Genomic DNA, 18,048 nt, shown 5'->3' with positions numbered 1-18,048 from the left:
ACGCACGCGCCCGACCCGACGGTGTCGGGCCGGGCGCCGTGCCGCAGCGACGGGGCTCAGTGGCAGAGCCGGTCGATCTCCTGCTGGAACCGGTCCATCGGATTCGCCTCGGCGGGGCCGAGCAGGTAGGTCTTCAGCTCCCGGCGGGCCTCGGTCATCGGGTCGTCACCAGCCCGGGTGACCGACACGATCTTCTCCAGCTCGCCGCAGTCCTTGGAGAGCAGGTACGCGGCCCGCGCAGTCGGGTACTCGCGGCGGAAGTCGTCCTCGGACAGGCCGGCCGGGTTGGCCACCACGTACGGCCGCTGGCTCTGCACGAAGTCGGACACCACACTGGACACGTCGCTGATCAGCAGGTCGGTCTGGTTGAAGCAGTCGAACAGCGCCGGCGTGCGGCCGGTGACCACCAGGTGCTCGGTGCCGTCCAGCGAGGACGCGTCCGGGTTGCCGCCGGCCGCGCGGATCGCCGTGACGACCCGGTCGTGCACTGCCTTCGCCGCCCTGGACCGCGAACCGGTGAGCGGGTGCGGCTTGTAGATCAGGCGGACCCGCGGATTCGTGGCGAGCAGTCCCTTGACGATCCGCTCACCCATCAGCACCAGCGAGGTGTGGTACGGGTCGTCGTCGAGCCAACCCTCCCAGGTGGGCGCGTAGAGCACAGTGAACGGCCGGTCCACCGACTCGGCGCCGAAGGTGTGCACCCCGGCGAGCTGCGGCCGACCGATCTCGACGATGTCCGAGTCGAGCACTCCCACGCCGGCCCGCGCGTAGCGCTCCCGGCCGGCCAGGCCGGCGACCCAGACCTCGTCGTACACCTTGCTGTAGGGGTTGACGCTGGCCTGCTTGTCGCTGTCGCCGTGCCCGACGAAGACGTGCTTCGTGCCCGGCTCGCGGAGCATGTGGATGTTCGCGCCCACGTTCGCGGCGTAGAGCGCCGCACGGATGCCGCCGAGGTCGAGGTTCATGAAGTCGACGCCGGCCGGTACGCAGATCACCGGCAGCCGGGTGTCGGCCAGTTCCAGGAACGCCTCCCGGCTGCGCATCAGCACCACCGCGCGCTGCTGGAGCGCCTCGGCCGGGGCGAGCCACATGTTCGCCTGGTAGACGTCCTTGGCCGGGCCGGCGAAGTAGAGCGCCACCTCCGGCCGGTAGTTGTCCAGCCAGCGCTGGACCGCCGGCAGCAACGGGCCCTGCCCGGCGCCCCGACCCCGCAGCCAGGTCAGCGCGATGATGGCGCCCACCAGACCGGTCGCCACGACCGCCACCGCGCCGGCCACGAAGAACGGCGTCGGATCGTGCTGCACCGCGGCGGCCACGCCGGCCGGCACCAGCAGCAGGTTGAGCAGGGGCATCCGGTCACCGGCGACCGCCGCTGCCCAGGCGGGCGGCTGGGGGGCGCTGGACAGTGGACCCAGCTCGATGTTGCGCACCATGGCGGAGAGCGGGTTACGACGCTCGATCATGGTGGAGAGCGCACCGGCGAAGACCGACACGACCCAGACCGCGGCCGGCAGCACCAGCAGGAGGGTCAGCTCGCCGCCGCTGAGGCGTACCTCGGCGACGACCAGCAACACGGCGGCGAGGTCGCGGGTCAGTTGCCGGTACGACCAGTGCAGGCCCACCTTCTCCAACAGCAGTTGCGATGGCGGTGACCAGCGGGCGACGGCGAACTCGCCGAGAATGGCGGCCAACCCGGCGACGGCGAACAGGCCGACCCAACCGAATACGCCACCGACGAGCATGACCAGGTAGGCCAGTACCAGTAGCGCACTCTGGGCGGCCACCCCGAGGCGTCCTGTCAACGTGCCGAACAACGAATTTCGCTCCCTACTAGATCGGTTACGGGCAGGGCCTGGATTCGTCACGGCATAACCCGACGAGGACAAACTGAGGCGTCGCGCCCGGCTCGCCGCCCATCACCTTGAGTGACTGTTGCGGAACTGGACAGCTGTCGACAGCTGGCAGCCTCAACCCATGTCTGAACTCCCGCATTACAGCCCGCACGGCGGTGACCACATCCCCTACGTGCCGCTCGTGCACCTATGACCTTAACGCGAGGGGACATCGGGACGCCGCTCAGGTATCAATGCCCTTTCCGGTCAGAAACTCGGTAGCCGTACGGTCCGGCGCGCCTCGCCACGCGCTGTGCACGAGGGGTGGGTGCCAGACCTCATCCGCGACGGAAACAGGTCATCGCTCCCGGCCGCTTGCGGGTGGCGAACTGCTGGAAACCCAGCTGCGGAGCCAGGTCCCGGGCCACCTGGTTGCCCGAATAGACGCAGATGGTGGTGACATTGAGCCGCTCGATCGCGCCGGCCAACTCAGGGACCGGCGCGAGCTCCGGCTTGCCGTTGGCGAGCGCCACCAACTTCAGCCGGTCCTGGGCGAACGGCGAGTCGATGCCGTAGTCGGGCAGGTAACGGTCGTTGGGGCTGACCACCCGCATCCTGCTGGTCACCATCGGGGCGGTGTGCATGAGGGTGGACGGGGCCAGCACCACGCCGTCGGGCCGGTCGAGCCGCGTCATCCAGAAGACGATCAACTTGCGCTGCTGGGGCAGCTTCCACACCGGCTGCTCGTGCACCGTCACATAGCTCTTCGGCGACCACATGGGCGTGCCGAGGACGGCGAAGCCAGCGACCAGTGCCACAGCGATCGCGGCGCTCCCGAACGCCCGCAGGCGCGGCAGGTCGACGGTGCAGAGGATGCCGATCACCGCCGGGAGGGCGAACATCCACGGCATCCGCCAGAGCACGACGCCGATGCCGGTCAGGCTGTTGAGCGCCTCGAGGACACCGGGGAAGAGCAGCACGCTCATCGCCAGTGTGCTGCCCGCGACGAGCAGTTGGGGCGTCCGCCGACGAGTGACCAGGGGGCCGAGCCACAGGGCCAGGCCACCGATCACGCCGAGCACACCGAACAGGATGGTCCGCCGGTAGGTGACCTCAGCGTCGTAGAAGGCCGCGGCGGCGTTCTCGGTGATGGGGCCGGCGTTGAGCCGCGACCAGACCGTCGCGCCGAGGGGGTAGACCAGCGCGGCCGCCCCGGCCAGGATCGCGTCCCGCCAACGGCCGACCAGCATCATCGCGAACACCGCGCCGCCGACCAGCAGCGGAAGGACGATCGCGGAGGTGGTGGAGAGGCCGGTGGCCACGATGGAGAGCGCTGCGATGAGGATCAGCCCTCGGCGGGAACGCGAGTCGAACCACTCGGTCAGGTAGACCCACATCAGCGGAACGACCGCCGCCACGAACATGGTCTTGCCCTGGTGCAGCCTGGTCAGGTGGAAGGTGCCGAGGGCAGCGTCCTCGCCGGCGACCAAATAGAGGTAGGCCACAGCGACGCTGAAGGCGAGCACGGCGCGGCGCGGCGCCCAGCGCTGCACCAGCCGCCACAGGGCGAGCACCGCCAGGACAGACATGACCGGCGTCACGATGAACCACGTGGCGGAGGCGGCGTGCAGGTGGAAGACGTGGGCAAAGGCGCCGTAGAAGACCTCGATCGAGGGCACAGGCGGCTGGGAGTTCATCGCCGGTGCGACGCCGTCGGTGAACAGGAAGTCCCGCAGCGGCACCTCGTCGCGTTCGGCCACCCAGACCGACTTACCGAGGAAGAAGGCGTCGTCGACTGAGTTGCGCGCGAAGAAGAGCCCCGAGATCGCGGCCAGGACAGCAACGATCACCGCGTACGCCGACGAGAGCGGGGTCGCGGCGGCCGCCGGGGCCTCGCCGGCCGGGGTGGCGAGCCAGCGACGTCGGACGAGGAACATGGCCCCCGCCGCGGCGACAGCGCCGAAGCCACCGGGGATCCACCAGGGGATTCCGTCCCCGACGCCGTCGTTGACGGTGGTCAGTCCCGCCGTGACCGCGGCGACCGTGCCCGCGCCGAGCACCACTGCGAACAGCGGACGCGGATACGTCGGGGCGGCGCCCTCGACGACCTCCTGATCAGCAGGACCACCAGCGGCGGAAGACGTACGGCCCCGGCGGCGGCGCCACAGCCAACCCGCGAGCACCACCAGGCAGCCGCCGACCCAGATCAGGAACGTCGCCGACGGCGCCAGGCCGAACAGGAAGGCCAGGTGGTAGAGAACGGTCCAGAGCGCGAACGCCACCACGGCGCCATCGGTGAGCAGCACCGGGGCGGCCGCGACCAGCGCGCGGACCCGGGCCGTCGGGGCCCGGCCGGTGCCGTTGGAGGGCTGGGGAGCCTGGTCGGACCTCGGTGCTGGGTCCGAACCGGTGGGCGCGACGGCGATGCTGTCGACGTTGGCCACGGGTGTCCTTCTCATCTGGGGAGCAGGGCGGGCTTCGGCACGGTTACGGCCGGGTGTCAATGGGGCAGCGTAGCGGAGACCGGTAGCCGAACCATTTTCCGTGTGGTGGGTGTCGCGGGCGTGGTCAGCCGGAGACCGGGGCCGCCCGGGGACGGGGCAGCGCGCTGTCGGCGCCCAGCCCGGCCGCCACTGATTCGACAAGATTGTCGAGGTAGCCGTCGGTGAGTGGGAGACGGGCGATGGCGAGCCGCCAGTAGAGCGGCCCCACGATGAGGTCGACGGCGGCGTCCAGCTCCGTGTCGGCGGGCAGTTCGCCACGTTGTACGGCCCGGGTGACCAGGTGACCGCCGATCTCCTGCTGCCGGGCGTGCAGCACCTGACGCAGTGTCGCGTCGATGCTGGGGTTGCGCGCCGCCTCGGCCAGGAGATCCGGGATGATCTGCGACGCCAGTGGGTGGCGCAGCGCGTGCGCCACCGCCTGGAACAGCAGCGCGAGGTCACCGCGCAGCGTGCCGGTGTCCAGTGCGGGGAGCTTGCCGTGTGCCGCAGCGGCGACGACCTCCAGCACCAGGTCGAGCTTCGAGCTCCACCGTCGGTAGATCGCCGTCTTGCTGACGCCGGCCCGCCGGGCCACCGCCTCGATGGAGAGCCGGCCGTAGCCGACCGCGGCGAGCTCCTGCATCAGTGCCCGGCGGATCGCCGTGGTGATCTCGTCACGCAGCACCGCGGCGCCGGCCGGCGCCCGCCTCTTTTCGGTGGTCATCGAGGGTTCTTATCGCAGGTCACGCCGGACAGCGTAGCGCAACGACGGTACGGTTGCGTCCCGACGTGTTTCGGACTACTGTCCTCGCAGCGACGAGGCGGCGCCCCGCGCAAATTTCCCACTAGGATTCGATCGTCGCGAGCAACCCCCGTCTGCACGAAAGATCGGAGCGCCATTTCCATGGCCACCACCGCGCTGGTCGACCCCGACACGGGCCTGACCCAGGCGCAGCTGGCCGCTCGGCACGGGCTACGGGTCGCCGGTGAGCGACCCAGCCTCGTCGAGTACAGCCGCCGACTCTGGACCTACCGGCACTTCATCGCCGCGTACGCCAACGCCAAGCTCGTCGCCTCGTACAGCAACGCCAAGCTGGGTCAGCTCTGGCAGGTGCTCACCCCGCTGACCAACGCGGCGGTCTACTACCTGATCTTCGGGGTGGTGCTCGCACAGAACAGCATCCCGAACTTCATCGCCTACCTGACCACCGGGTTGTTCATCTTCAACTTCACCCAGAGCGCGGTCCTGGCCGGCACCCAGTCGATCAGCAGCAACCTCGGGCTGATCCGGGCGCTGCACTTCCCCCGGGCCAGCCTGCCGCTGTCCACCACGATCACCCAGTTCCAGCAACTGCTGGCCTCGATGGTGGTGCTGGTCGGCATCGTGCTGGTCACCGGCGAGCCGCTCACCTGGGAGTGGCTGCTGCTGGTGCCGGCGCTGCTGCTGCAGGCGGTGTTCAACGCCGGCGTGGTGCTGCTGGTGGCCCGGCTGGGCGCCAAGTCGAGCGACCTGAAGCAGGTCATGCCGTTCATCATGCGGACCTGGATGTACGGCTCCGGCGTCCTCTACAGCGTCAGCCTCTTCGACCGGCTGCCCGGCTGGGCGACGACCCTTGTGCAGTACAACCCGCTGCTTGTCTACATCGAGCTGGCGCGGTACGCGCTGCTCGAGGAGGCGCCGCTGCTCAACGAGTCGCTGGCCCAGCTCTGGCTGGTCGGCGCCGGTTGGGCGCTGGTCGCCGGCATCGGCGGTTTCATCTACTTCTGGCGCGGCGAACAGGAGTACGGCCGTGGTTGATCACTTCGACGCCCCCACCGAGGCGAGCGCGACGATGACCCGCACTCAGGAGCGCATCCCGACAGTGGTCGTGGACGACGCGCACATCATCTACCGGGTGCACCAGGGCGCCGCCGGTGGCACCACGCCGGTGGCAGCGCTGCGCCGGCTGGTCAAGCGCACCCATGCGCCGAACGTCCGGGAGGTGCACGCGGTCAAGGGCATCTCCTTCACCGCGTACCGGGGCGAGGCGATCGGGCTGATCGGCAGCAACGGCTCCGGCAAGTCCACAATTCTGCGGGCCATCGCCGGTCTGCTGCCGGTGAACCGGGGCGCCATCCACACCCAGGGGCAGCCGTCGCTGCTGGGCGTCAACGCCGCCCTGCTCAACGACCTCTCCGGCGAACGCAACGTCGTCCTCGGGTGCCTGGCCATGGGCATGCACCCCGACGACGTTGCCAAACAGGCCGCGGGGATCATCGACTTCTCCGGGATCAACGAGCGGGGTGACTTCGCCAGCCTGCCGATGCGGACGTACTCGTCGGGCATGGCGGCCCGGCTGCGGTTCTCCATCGCCGCCGCCAAGAAGCACGACGTGCTGCTCATCGACGAGGCGCTGGCCACCGGCGACAAGGGCTTCCGTAAGCGCAGCGAGCAGCGGGTGCGGGAGCTGCGGGAGGGCGCGGGAACGGTGTTCCTGGTCAGCCACCAGCTCTCCTCCGTACGGGACACCTGCGAACGGACGATCTGGCTGGAATCGGGCGTCATCCGGATGGATGGCCCCACCGACGAGGTCATCCGGGCGTACGAGGCGTACGCGAACAGCAAGTAGAGTTCCGCCGAACGTCCAGCGCCGACATGGCACCCGAGGACCGCGTCGCCCGCGTTGGGGCGACGCGGTCCGCGCGTTAAGGTTCATTCCGTCGCCGCTCGGGCGGAACCTTCCGTTAACGCATCCCTGAGAGTGAGGATCCGGCAATGACGCAGGACCAGACCCCTGGCCCGGACGCCGAAGCGGAGACCCCGACACCGTGGCGGCCCGCACGGACAGTGGCGGTGGTTCTGGCCGGCGGCACCGGGACCCGACTGGGCCTCGGCATCCCGAAGCAGCTGCTGAAGATCGCCGGTAAGCCGATCATCGAGCACACCCTGGCGGTCTTCGAGGCGGCACCGGAGATCGACGAGATCATCGTGCTGATGGCCACCGGCCACGTCGAGGACGCCCAGCAGATCGTCGAGAAGGCCGGCCTGCGCAAGGTCACCAAGGTGATCGAGGGCGGTGACACCCGCAACGCCACCACCCGGATCGCGCTGGACGCTGTCGGCCCGGAAGACTGCAACATCCTCTTCCACGACGCGGTGCGCCCGCTGCTCAGCGGCCGGATCGTGCGCGAGTGCGTCAACGCGCTCTGGAGCTACGACGCCGTGGACGTGGCGATCCCCTCCGCGGACACGATCATCCAGGTCGACGAGAACGACTGCATCACCGACATCCCGGTGCGCTCCCGGCTGCGCCGTGGTCAGACCCCGCAGGCGTTCCGCTCCCCCACGATCCGCGCGGCGTACCAGATCGCCGAGGACGACAGGGACTTCGCCGCCACCGACGACTGTGGCGTGGTTCTGCGCTACCTGCCCGGCACCCCGATCAAGGTGATCGACGGTTCGGACGAGAACATCAAGGTCACCCACCCGGTCGACGTGCACCTGGCGGACAAGCTCTTCCAGCTCGCCGCCGCGCAGGCGCCCCGACTCACCGACCACCGCAGCTACAGCGAGGAGCTGACCGGCCGGACCATCGTGGTGTTCGGCGGCAGCTACGGCATCGGCCACGAGTTGACCGAGCTGGCCCGGCGCTACGGCGCCCAGGTCTTCCCGTTCAGCCGTTCCAGCACGGGCACCCACGTGGAGCGGGCCGAGGACGTCGAGGCCGCGCTGACGACCGCCTTCGAGGCCACCGGCCGGATCGACCACGTGGTGGTCACCGCCGGCATCCTGGAGAAGGGCGCCCTCGCCGAGATGGACGAGGAGACCATGGACCGGCTGCTCCAGGTCAACTTCGTCGGCCCGGTGACCATCGCCCGCCAGGCCCTTCCGTACCTCCAGCAGACCAAGGGCCAGTTGCTGCTCTACACCTCGAGCTCCTACACCCGGGGCCGGGCCCGCTACGCGCTCTACTCGGCCACCAAGGCCGCCCTGGTCAACCTCACCCAGGCGCTCGCCGACGAGTGGGCCGACGTCGGCGTCCGCGTCAACTGCATCAACCCGGAGCGCACCGCCACCCCGATGCGGACGCGGGCCTTCGGCGAGGAGCCGGAGCACACCCTGCTCGCCGCGGAGGCCGTCGCCCAGTCGTCGCTGGACGTGCTGATCTCCGACCTGACCGGTCAGGTGATCGACGTACGCCGGGCGCCCGGCGACGGGCCCACGCCGAGCGTGCCGACGCAGTCCGGGTCGGGTCGGGTCGAGGCACCGGCCGGCGCGACGTCCACCAACTGACGTCGACGGCTGCGGAACCACGAACGGAGCGACATGCGCGGCGACCTGGTCCGAAAGCTGGCCGCCCGGTGCCTGACCACCGGGTTGGCGGTGCTGGCCTTTGTCGTGCTGGCGCTGACCGGCGCCACCGGCTGGGGGCTGGCGTTGGCGGTCGCCGCGCTGGCCGCCTCGGCCGCCGAGCAGCGGATCCGGCCCAGCGCCGACCTGGTGGCGGAGACCGCGTTGATCGCCGCGGCGATCCTGGTCGGTTACTCCCGGCGGCTGGACGACGGGCTCGACCTCGCGCTTGTCGCCACCGGGCTGGTCCTGCTGGGGCTGGTGCTGCTGGTGGGGCCGCTGCGCACCGCCGGTGCTCTGGAGATCCGGGCGGCCAACCTTCCGGTACGCGCCTGGACGCCACTGATCGCCGACCGGCTCGGCACAGCCCTGCTCGGGCTGCTCGCCGCCGTGGCGCTCGCCGCCGCGCTCGCCCTGCCGGCCGGTGTGGCGCTGGCCGCCAGCCTGCTGGTCGGCGCGGGCGCCGGTGCGGTCGCTCTGGACCTGGCCCGGCGACGGTTCCGCCCACGGTCCGGGGGCGGGTCGGTGGCCGCCGCGCTGCGCCGGCACCAGCCGGAATTCCTGCTCTACTTCTCCGCGCCTCCCGGCTCGGAATACCAGGTCACCATGTGGCTGCCGTACCTGCAACGGATCGGCCGGCCGTTCCTGGTCGTGCTGCGTGAGCCGGAGTTCCTGGCCCCGATCGCGGCGGCCACCGACGCGCCGGTGGTCTACTGCCCCACCCTCGGGGCGCTGGACGAGGCGTTGGTGCCGACCCTGCGGGCGGCGTTCTACGTCAACCACGGTGCGAAGAACAGCCACTGTGTCCGCTTCACCCAGCTCACCCACATCCAGCTGCACCACGGCGACAGCGACAAGGCGCCGAGCGCCAACCCGGTGTCGGGGATCTTCGACCGGATCTTCGTGGCCGGGCAGGCGGCGATCGACAGGTACGCCCGCGCCGGAGTGCAGATCCCGGCGGACAAGTTCGTGGTGGTGGGTCGCCCACAGGTCGAGTCGATCGACGTACGCCCGGAGCCCGCAAGAGGGTTGGCGCACCCGACCGTGCTCTACACGCCAACCTGGACCGGGCACAACGCCGACGCCGACTACTGCTCGCTGCCGGTGGCCGAAAGCCTGCTGCGCCGACTGTTGGAGCGCGGCGCGACGGTGATCCTGCGAGCCCACCCGTACACCGCGCAGAACCCGGCGTCGGCCCGCCAACTGGGCCGCCTGACCGAGCTGCTCGTCGCCGACCGGGCCCGCACCGGCCGCCAGCACGTGGTCGGCGCGTCGGCTCGGAAGCTGAGCCTGACCGAGTGCGTCAACTCCGCCGACGCGCTGGTCTCCGACGTGTCCGGCGTGATCTCGGACTTCCTCTACTCCGGCAAGCCGTACGCGGTCACCGACATGGGCGACGAGGGCGACCGGTTCGTGGAGCGGTTCCCGCTGGCCGGGTCGGGTTACGTGTTGCGTCGGGACATGTCCAACGTGGACGAGGTGCTGACCGCGCTGCTGGACACCGACCCGCTGGCCGAGGCCCGCTGGGCCACCCGCCGCCGCTACCTGGGCGACTTCCCGGCCGAGGCGTACGCCGAGGCGTTCCTGACCGCCGCCCGCCGGGAGCTGGCACCGGCTGAGACACTGGCCGCGTCCACACCGGCGTAGCCGCTCAGCGGTACGGGTCGAGCAGCGCCAGCACCGCCGCCGGGTCCTCCACGTGCGCGTTGTGCCCGAGACCGGGCAGCGTGGCTACCGGTACGCCGTACTCCTTGAGCTGTTCGTCGGTGACCATCGGATCGTTCTCCCCGCGCGCCAGCACCACCGGCACGTCGGTCGCCGCCAGCAGCCCGGCGAGGTCGGGCTCACCGACGGCGAAGGCGGTCGGGTCCATGGCGAGGCGCCACCGGCCGTCGACCTGACGCAGCCCGGCGTCCACCACCGGGTGGTCCGGCGGGACCAGGCCGGCCAGCCCGGAGACCCGCAGGTAGCGGCGAGCCGCCTCGGCCCGGGTGGCGAACCAGCTCACCGGCCGGACGGCGAGGTCGGCGGCGCGGGTCAGCTCGTCGGGTGACCAGACGGCCTTGATGCCCAGCCCGACCACGGCGTCCACGGGCGTACCGGCGGCGCGGGCGGCCAGCGCGAGGCCGACCACCCCGCCCAGCGAGTGCCCGAGCACGACGAGCCGGTCGCCGGGTGCCAGGCCGCGCGCTACCTGGTCGGCGAATCCCGCGAAGGTGTACGACTGAAGCGGTGCCGCCCAGCCATGGCCGGCGAGGTCCGGTGCCAGCCACCGCCCCGCCCAGCGCTGCTCCAGCAGCGGCGCCCACGGCAACCAGACGTCCCCGGTCGTGCCCATCCCGTGCAGGAGCAGCAGGACCCGCCCGCGACCGGCGTGACCACCCGATTCATCCACCACGGCCGCAGTCTCCCACGGTTCACGACCTGGTACGAGAGCCGTCATCCACACCGCACCCACCAAAGGTTGATCCATTGTAAAGTTCCGGGCCGGACGGAGAGAGTCACCTGTCGATTCCGTCCGGAGGGGAGCCACTGTGTACAGGATGTACAGGTTGGCGCTGGTCGCGGCACTGGCAGCCGTCACGCTCGGCGTACCGCACCGGGCGTCCGCGACGCCATCGGACGTGGCCGCACCAAACGGCGCAGCGCCCGCGGCGGCCGACCGGGTGCTGCGGGTCTACAACAACAACATCGAGAACCTGGTGGTGAACAACTCCGACGGGAGCTGCACCCGGATCTCCGGACCTGACCACCTGACCTCGATCCTGGTCGACGACGCCGGTCGCACGGGCACCAGCGGCGTGGTGGCACCCGACATCCTGATCGTGCAGCAGGTGCGCGGCACCGGCCAGGCCGAGGCGTACGCCGACCAGCTGTCGGCGAAGTTCGGCTACCCGGCGGGCAGCTACGGGGCGATCGTGGCGTGGAGTGACCCGGAGCCGTGGGGCAGCACGCACAAGTGCAGCTCGCAGTCGCTCGGCGACCTGAAGAAGAAGCAGACCAACGCCATCATCTGGAACAAGCGCACGCTCAACCTCGCCAGTGGCGACATCTCGAAGTACTGGAGCGCAGGCTGGCTCAGGCCGGGCACGGCGTACGCGAACGGCGCCGGGTGCACGCTGTACAAGCCGCCGAACAGCGACCCGGACAGCACCGACTATTACAAGTGGAAGCGGACCAGCGCGATCGCGGCGCGCTTCACCATCAAGGCGACCGGCACCAGCGTGTTCGCCGCGACGATGCACCTGCCGCAGGAGAATCGGCAGAACGCCTGCGCCGGCGACGGCGACCGGGGCATCGCCAACAGCGGCATCCACCTCGGTGCGGACGCGACCACGCTGTTGAACGCGTCGACGATCCGCGTGGTGGGCATCGACGCGAACCGCACCGGCATCGCCCCCGGCACGCTCAGCGGCTACGGCATGACCGGGTACGGATCGGCGGCCACCAACGGTTCCAGCAAGATCGACTACTTGTTCGTCAGGGGCGGTGTGCAGTCGTCCGCCGTCGACCACACTGTGGTCGGGACGAAGTCGAACCACAAGGCGTTGTACGGCTTCATCACCTACTGACCGCACAGCCGAAGACGCCGCGGGCGCCGGCCCCTTGTGGGGGACGGCGCCCGCGGCGGTCAGCGTGCCCGGGTCAGGCGGAGTAGCCCCGGCTGGTGATCCAGTTGGCCAGGTCGATCGTGGTGATCCAGTACGACGGGTCGGCCGGGTTCGCCGAGTCGGCGATCCGCACGGTGCGACCGTTGTCCTTGTAGCCCACGACGGCGATGTAGTGCCCGCCGCCGTAGGAGTGCCAGCCGCCGTCGGTGTCGGTGGCGTCCCCAACGACGTTGGCCACCACGCCGCGGCCGTCGGTGATGGCCTTCACCACGTCGGCCTGGAGGCGGTCCATCTGGGCCGGGCTGGGCGCGCCGGGGAACATCCGGGTCCGGTACGGGGAGCCCTTCACCTCGGCGTTGAGCACCCGGGTGGTGTCCTCGGCCGAGTTGGTGCCCATCTCGGTGGTGCCCAGCTTGGCGCCGAGCTGCTCCTGGGTGCGGTCGATGCCGGCGGCGCTGAGCGCGTTGCGGGTGGCCGCCGGACCGCAGTTGTAGTAGGTGTTCTGCGCCTCGTAGTCGTAGTCGAGCACCTTCGTCGCGGGCGGCTTCGGCGGCGTCGGCTTACGGGTCAGGTCCGGGTTGCTGCTGGCCTTGGCGGCGGGGGACGCGGCGCTGGTGGCCGGGGCGGCAGTGGTCGGGGCGGCGCTGGCCGAGGGGGACGCGTCCCGAGCCTCGCCGCGGGAGGCGGCGACGTCGCTGCGCATCTCGGCGACAGTGGTCGCGGTGCGCTGGCCGGCCGGGGCGTCGTCGGCAGTGGTGAGCAGGGCGCCGGTGGTGGTGGCGATCGCGAGGGCCGCGGCCGAGGCGGCCACGATCTGGTACGGGCGCTCGGTGGCGAGGCGGCGGAGCTGACGCTTCAGGGTGTGCTTCACGGGGTCCTCCACGGATCGGGGGGAGAGCGGCACACCGGGGCCGGACCGGTATCCGGGCAGGCGCCAGCGCGCGGACCGTGGTCCGCGGATGGTGAACCGCTCAGGGGAACGCCCGGCGCGGCCGGGCGGGGAAGGCGATGACCCGGGGGGTCAGCTCACCGTCACTGGACGAATGAGCGGGTGCATCGCCGCGCCGTGGAGGCAAGGGAACAACCGAGGGGTGGAAAGGTGCTGCACGAGGAGTTGACTCCTTCCGACACCGCCTACCGGGTTAGCTGACGGATTCGGGCGGGAAGATCGCCCTACCGCGGGCCGTGGCTCGCGGATTCACCCCGGACTTACTGGTGGGTCCCCGGTTCGTTGATCACGATTAAGCGGGTCGATGCGGCGTCGCCTCTTGCGATCGGTTACCGCATCGGACAGGACGACAGTACTGGCGGCTCCGCGCCCTGCCAAGCCAGGTTCACCTGCGTAAACCCCAATCGGTGAGACAATTTCTCCGCGTATTGCCGATGATGTGACTCGATGGGACAACCGGTTACGGCGACGCCTATGGGCGACAACCGGACAGGCCGCAGAGAATGCGACCAGAATCGCGGGAACAATCCCGCCGATCGCGTCGGACGTCCTAATTCACGATTGGGTGACCGGCCTCACATCACGGATTGGGCTCAACCCACCCGGGCCGGGCGCCACAGCGCCACGACGGCGGGACGCAGCGCCCCGGCCACGGTGCGGCGCGCGGGGACCACTGTCGGGCGGAGCCGGGCCGCCGCCGCGTACGCCTCCTCGGCGAGGGCACGAGCCGACTCCGCGGCCAACTCGGCGTCGCGCCAGGCGGCCCGCTCACTGTCGGCGGCCACCTGGTAGTCGGCCAGCCGCGCATCCCTGACCACCCGGCTGATCAGCACCTCCTGCTCGACCGGGTGTCGCCGGGGATCCCAGCAGCGCCGGTGCCCGAACACGTCGCCGAGCTGCGCCATGGTCAGGTCGCCCCGCCAGTACGCCGCCATCGCCGCCCGGTGCAGATAGCGTTCCCGGGCGGCGTACTCGGCGGGGGTGTGCGGGGTCTGCGGGGTGGGCAGCGCACCGGCGCCAGCGAAGCGACGCGCGGCGGTGTCCGCCTCGTCGTACCCGATCCAGGCCCGCTCCAGCTGCTCCTGAGCGGTCAGCCAGGCGGCGCGTCGCCTCCTGGCTGTGGTGGCCGCGCCGGCCGCGGCGACGGCCACCTCCTCGGCGTAGCGGCGCCTGTCGACAGCCTCGGCGGCGGCCAACTCCCGAGCAGTGGGCCCGGCCGGGAGCGGGTCGTCAGTGGGCCGGTTCCGTTCGGGGCGGGCGGCCAGCACGGTGAGCAGGCCCAGGGTCAGCAGGAACAGCGTCGACCAGATGGCGGCGGCCCGCGGCATCTCGGTCACGAACTGGTAGAAGACGACGGTCTCCATGGTCGGCACCTCGGGGAGAGAGCAGTGCGATGGGGAGCCACGCCGACCTGCGGGCCACTGTGGCCACGGGTCGGCGGGTCAGAGAGCGGGTGGGTCGACAGGGCGCGGTGACGGGACGGTCGTCCCGGTGGCTCAGCGCCCGGGTGGGGCCCGGGAAGCCCGACCGCTCGCGGCGTCGACGAGGGGCGGCAGGTCAGCCTTGGCCGCGCGGACCGGCAGTGCGTCGGCCACGATGGTGTTCTGATCGCCGGGGAGCGCCACCGGCGCGTCGATCGACCATGTCGGGATCGCCTCTTCGGCGGCCTGCGGCGCCACCGCCAGGGCCGGCCGGGCCGCTCGGGGTGACCCGGGGTGCCGGTAGGAGGCCGCCGGCGAGCCGGCGGCGACAGTGGCCGGCACCGCGCTCGACGTCGGCACCGGGCCGGGTGGTGGCGTGGCGGCCGTGGCCGGGCCTGCGCCGAGCGCCAGGGCCGCGACGACGGCGAGGCTGGTCAGCACCCGGGTCGCCCAGCGCGCCACCCACCACAGCGGACAGGTGAACGCGACCGGAAGCACGCCCCAACGCTACCGTCGCGCCGACCCGGGCGCACCGACCCCGGGCGTGTCGGATCACGCCGCGCCGACCCTGTTGACCAGGGTGGACGTTGTCAGCGCAGGTCGACGTACGTTGATCGTCCGCCGGCCTGACCGACCTCGTCGGCAGGTCCGTCGACCTCGCCGCGGGCGCTGCTTGCACTGTCACGTGCGTCGTCGTCGCCGCCCGCACGTTGTCGGGGCACGGGCGCCGGACGGGCCGCGCGGCGCGGCGCGAGCCGGCGCATCATCGGGGTTTCGACGAAGCGGTGCAGCAGCCCGGCGAGGATCAGGTTCACCGCCAGGAAGCCGAGCACCACGGCCGGGCCACGCCAGCCCGCGAAGCCGATCCCCCAGGTCCCGCTCCAGCGCAGCACGCTCGTCATCACCAGTACGTGCACCAGGTAGAAGGCGAACGACACCTCACCGAGCCAGACCAGCGGCCGGTACCGCCACGGCGAGCGCCGACCCCGCACGTCAGCGTCCGCGGCCGCGGTGATCACCAGGAGGTACGCGACAGCGAGCAGCGTGGTCCACAGCTCGGCGCGGATCCACTGCGCGGCCGCCACCCAGGTGACCACGAAGATGCCGCTGGCCACTGTCAGACCGGGGCCGCGCCAGAGCCCCCGACGCATCAACTCGGCCGCCACCGCGCCCAGCCAGAACTCCAGCGACCGCACCGGCGGGAAGATCTGGGTGAACCACCAGCGGCTCACCTCCGGCACCAACTCCTGCGCCGGCCAGAGCGCGAGGATCAGCAGCGGCAGCGCGACGATCAGCGCCCAGAGCAGCTTCGGTTTGGCCCGGCGCAGCAGTGGCAGCGCCAGCGGCAGACAGAGGTAGAAGAAGAACTCACAGGACAACGACCAGCTGACGGTGTTGATGCTGTAGAACCAGCCCGGACGGGGGTCCCACGCCTGCAACAGCAGCAGGTTCTCCAACGCCGCCGCCGGCAGGACCGGGTCGGCGAACCACCAGGCGACGGCAACCGTCGCCACAAACAGCACCAGGTGGTTCGGGTAGATCTTGGCGATCCGTCGCCGCCAGAAGGTACGCCGGGAGTCCCCCTCGCGGGCCGACCAGACCAGCACGAAACCGCTGAGGATGAAGAAGAACTGCACCCCGGAGAGACCGAGGGTGAACAGCGCGTCGACGACGGCCTTGTAGTCCGGCTCGGCAATGATCCGCATGGTGCCGGCGTGAAAGCCGAAGACCAGCAGAGCGGCGATCCACCGCAGCCCGGTCAGCGAGGGCAGCCGGGACAGGGTCGGCGCGGGCCGGGCGGCCGACGTCGCGGCGACGCTCGTCATGCCGGGATCCCGGCGCTCGGCAGGGTCACCAACACGGTCGTAGCCTCCTCGTCGCGGCGTCGGACGGCGCGACGGCGACGCCCACGACGACCCGGCAGGGCCGCACCGAGGCACCCTACCGGGTCAGTCCCGGGTGAACCGGACGCATCCCACCCGCCCCACGAGCCCGCGTTCCCCGGGCCGGAAACCGCCCACCGGCCCGGCGTTAACCTTCCGCTGGGCGGGAGTTCAGAGAGTCCACCATCGGCGGCAACGTCAGGTTCCGGGGCCGGCCACCCGGGTCGTCGAAGGTGGCGGACGTGGTCAATGAGCCGACGCACGCACCGCTGCTGAGCATCGTCGTGCCCGTGTACGGCGTCGAGGCGTACCTGTACCAGTGCCTCGAGTCGATCCGGTCCGACATCCCGGCGGGCGAGTCGGACGCGGTCGAGCTGATCGCCGTCGACGACGCCTCCCCGGACGGCTGCGGCGACATGCTCCGCTCGTACGCGGTCAGCCGCGACGGCGTACGTGTCGTGCACCTGAGCAGCAACGTGGGTCTGGGGCTGGCCCGCAACGCCGGGCTCGACGTGGCCACGGGCAGGTACGTCTGGTTCGTCGACAGCGACGACTGGTTGCCACCCGGCACGATCGCGGCGGTGCTGGACCGGCTTCGCCAGCACCAGCCCGACGTGCTGATGCTCGACCACCTGCGGGTGCACGAGGACGGCCGGCGGGAGGTCGACGCGAGCAGCCCGCTGCTGGGCGGGATCACCGGCGTGACCCGGTTGGCCGACCAGCCGCAGCTGCTGCGGGTGCAGCACACCGCCTGGAACAAGGTGGTCCGCCGGGACTTCATGGACGAGCTGGAGCTGCGGTTCTTCCCCGGCTGGTACGAGGACATCCCGTTCAGCCACCCCCTGCTGATCGGGGCCGAGAAGATCTCCGTGCTGGACCGGGTCTGCTACCTGTACCGCCAGGGCCGCCAGGGCGCGATCACCTCCACCCGCAGCGGCCGGCACTTCGACGCCTTCACCCAGTACGAGCGGCTGATGGACTGGGTCGCCCGGAAGCACCCTGACGAGCGGTTGCAGGCCGAGCTGTTCGAGTTGATGATCAGCCACTACCTGGTGGTGGTGGGCAACGATGGCCGGCTGCACCCACACCTGCGACGCGACTTCTTCCACCGGGCCGCCGCGCACTACCGTCGCTACCTGCCCACCGGTGGCTACCCGCTGCCCCCGGGCGTGACCGGGCTCAAGCACCGCCTCGTCGGGCGGGGTGACTGGGTGGCGTACTCGGCGCTGCGCCGGGCCCACCGGGTCGCTGGTCTCCTGCGTCGGTCCGCCCCGGTGGGTGGCGCCGAGGGCGGTTCGCTCGCCGCCGACGAGGACCCGGGGCGAGGGGCGAGCGCCGGGCCGACGCGCGAGGGTGGGCTCGCGCCGGAGCGGCGCGACGCGCTGGCCGTCGGCCGGTTGCCGTGACCGACCCCAGGGCGGAGCACACCGGGACCCGGGGCAGCTCCCGGCGCCCTGATTTCCCAGGTCGTCCGCCCGCCGGGTGGACGACGACAGCACCACCGCACCCCGGTGCGGGCGTACCTGAGCAGAGGTCGGA

The 18,048-nt window shown here is 71.1% G+C and carries 14 protein-coding genes and 1 riboswitch; of the genes, 6 read left to right on the top strand and 8 right to left on the bottom strand.

Going from position 1 to position 18,048, the window contains the following annotated elements:
* Positions 1-56: 56 nt before the first annotated feature.
* The 3 genes from AB0B98_RS06225 to AB0B98_RS06215 all read right to left on the bottom strand — a co-directional run bounded on the left by AB0B98_RS06225 (position 57) and on the right by AB0B98_RS06215 (position 5,039).
* The gene (locus AB0B98_RS06225; protein WP_238669351.1) at positions 57-1,814 is read right to left on the bottom strand and encodes a CDP-glycerol glycerophosphotransferase family protein; all 1,758 of its coding nucleotides are present in this window, start codon (positions 1,812-1,814) and stop codon (positions 57-59) included.
* A gap of 356 nt (positions 1,815-2,170) precedes the next feature.
* Positions 2,171-4,291, bottom strand: coding sequence for a DUF6077 domain-containing protein (locus AB0B98_RS06220; RefSeq protein WP_357361249.1), 2,121 nt, complete (start codon positions 4,289-4,291; stop codon positions 2,171-2,173).
* Between the two features lie 109 nt (positions 4,292-4,400).
* The gene (locus AB0B98_RS06215) at positions 4,401-5,039 is read right to left on the bottom strand and encodes a TetR/AcrR family transcriptional regulator (RefSeq protein WP_238669349.1); all 639 of its coding nucleotides are present in this window, start codon (positions 5,037-5,039) and stop codon (positions 4,401-4,403) included.
* Between the two features lie 180 nt (positions 5,040-5,219).
* Between AB0B98_RS06215 and AB0B98_RS06210 the strand changes: the two genes are divergently transcribed.
* From AB0B98_RS06210 to AB0B98_RS06195, 4 genes are all read left to right on the top strand, one after another.
* Positions 5,220-6,113 carry an ABC transporter permease gene (locus tag AB0B98_RS06210; protein WP_357361248.1) on the top strand — a complete coding sequence of 298 codons (894 nt, stop codon included), beginning with the start codon at positions 5,220-5,222 and terminating at the stop codon, positions 6,111-6,113.
* A 34-nt stretch (positions 6,114-6,147) separates the two neighbouring features.
* Positions 6,148-6,924, top strand: coding sequence for an ABC transporter ATP-binding protein (locus tag AB0B98_RS06205; RefSeq protein ID WP_036412239.1), 777 nt, complete (start codon positions 6,148-6,150; stop codon positions 6,922-6,924).
* Positions 6,925-7,070: 146 nt separating this feature from the next.
* Positions 7,071-8,588 (top strand): bifunctional cytidylyltransferase/SDR family oxidoreductase, encoded by a 1,518-nt coding sequence (locus AB0B98_RS06200; protein ID WP_357361247.1) that lies wholly within the window; start codon positions 7,071-7,073, stop codon positions 8,586-8,588.
* A gap of 33 nt (positions 8,589-8,621) precedes the next feature.
* Positions 8,622-10,292: a CDP-glycerol glycerophosphotransferase family protein gene (locus AB0B98_RS06195; protein WP_357361246.1), complete on the top strand. Its 1,671-nt coding sequence runs from the start codon at positions 8,622-8,624 to the stop codon at positions 10,290-10,292.
* Positions 10,293-10,296: 4 nt separating this feature from the next.
* Here AB0B98_RS06195 and AB0B98_RS06190 read toward each other — a convergent pair whose 3' ends face one another.
* Positions 10,297-11,043, bottom strand: a complete 747-nt coding sequence (locus AB0B98_RS06190; protein ID WP_357361245.1) for an alpha/beta hydrolase — start codon at positions 11,041-11,043, stop codon at positions 10,297-10,299.
* A gap of 145 nt (positions 11,044-11,188) precedes the next feature.
* Between AB0B98_RS06190 and AB0B98_RS06185 the strand changes: the two genes are divergently transcribed.
* Positions 11,189-12,217, top strand: a complete 1,029-nt coding sequence (locus AB0B98_RS06185) for a hypothetical protein (RefSeq protein ID WP_357361244.1) — start codon at positions 11,189-11,191, stop codon at positions 12,215-12,217.
* 73 nt (positions 12,218-12,290) lie between these two features.
* On the opposite strand, the gene AB0B98_RS06180 is transcribed toward AB0B98_RS06185, so the two are convergent.
* The 4 genes from AB0B98_RS06180 to AB0B98_RS06165 all read right to left on the bottom strand — a co-directional run bounded on the left by AB0B98_RS06180 (position 12,291) and on the right by AB0B98_RS06165 (position 16,452).
* Positions 12,291-13,139 (bottom strand): C39 family peptidase, encoded by an 849-nt coding sequence (locus AB0B98_RS06180; RefSeq protein ID WP_357361243.1) that lies wholly within the window; start codon positions 13,137-13,139, stop codon positions 12,291-12,293.
* 233 nt (positions 13,140-13,372) lie between these two features.
* A riboswitch (cyclic di-AMP (ydaO/yuaA leader) is annotated at positions 13,373-13,514 on the bottom strand.
* A 284-nt stretch (positions 13,515-13,798) separates the two neighbouring features.
* Positions 13,799-14,569, bottom strand: a complete 771-nt coding sequence (locus AB0B98_RS06175; RefSeq protein ID WP_357361242.1) for a hypothetical protein — start codon at positions 14,567-14,569, stop codon at positions 13,799-13,801.
* 132 nt (positions 14,570-14,701) lie between these two features.
* On the bottom strand, positions 14,702-15,124 hold the full coding sequence (locus AB0B98_RS06170; protein WP_357361241.1) for a hypothetical protein: 423 nt from the start codon (positions 15,122-15,124) through the stop codon (positions 14,702-14,704).
* A gap of 92 nt (positions 15,125-15,216) precedes the next feature.
* On the bottom strand, positions 15,217-16,452 hold the full coding sequence (locus AB0B98_RS06165; protein WP_357361240.1) for an acyltransferase: 1,236 nt from the start codon (positions 16,450-16,452) through the stop codon (positions 15,217-15,219).
* Positions 16,453-16,751: 299 nt separating this feature from the next.
* On the opposite strand from AB0B98_RS06165, the gene AB0B98_RS06160 reads away from it, so the two are divergent.
* Positions 16,752-17,915, top strand: a complete 1,164-nt coding sequence (locus tag AB0B98_RS06160; protein ID WP_357361239.1) for a glycosyltransferase — start codon at positions 16,752-16,754, stop codon at positions 17,913-17,915.
* Positions 17,916-18,048 lie beyond the last annotated feature (133 nt).

It is taken from the genome of Micromonospora sp. NPDC048947 (assembly GCF_040649495.1).
Lineage (GTDB): Bacteria > Actinomycetota > Actinomycetes > Mycobacteriales > Micromonosporaceae > Micromonospora > Micromonospora alfalfae.
Note: the sequence above shows the minus strand (reverse complement) of the source record. Positions and strands in the feature narration are given on the sequence as shown.

Coding starts and splice junctions, on each gene's coding strand:
- AB0B98_RS06220 (WP_357361249.1), bottom strand. CDS start 4,291: ATGAGAAGGACACCCGTGGCCAACGTCGACAGCATCGCCGTCGCGCCC.
- AB0B98_RS06215 (WP_238669349.1), bottom strand. CDS start 5,039: ATGACCACCGAAAAGAGGCGGGCGCCGGCCGGCGCCGCGGTGCTGCGT.
- AB0B98_RS06210 (WP_357361248.1), top strand. CDS start 5,220: ATGGCCACCACCGCGCTGGTCGACCCCGACACGGGCCTGACCCAGGCG.
- AB0B98_RS06205 (WP_036412239.1), top strand. CDS start 6,148: ATGACCCGCACTCAGGAGCGCATCCCGACAGTGGTCGTGGACGACGCG.
- AB0B98_RS06200 (WP_357361247.1), top strand. CDS start 7,071: ATGACGCAGGACCAGACCCCTGGCCCGGACGCCGAAGCGGAGACCCCG.
- AB0B98_RS06195 (WP_357361246.1), top strand. CDS start 8,622: ATGCGCGGCGACCTGGTCCGAAAGCTGGCCGCCCGGTGCCTGACCACC.
- AB0B98_RS06185 (WP_357361244.1), top strand. CDS start 11,189: ATGTACAGGTTGGCGCTGGTCGCGGCACTGGCAGCCGTCACGCTCGGC.
- AB0B98_RS06175 (WP_357361242.1), bottom strand. CDS start 14,569: ATGGAGACCGTCGTCTTCTACCAGTTCGTGACCGAGATGCCGCGGGCC.
- AB0B98_RS06165 (WP_357361240.1), bottom strand. CDS start 16,452: ATGACGAGCGTCGCCGCGACGTCGGCCGCCCGGCCCGCGCCGACCCTG.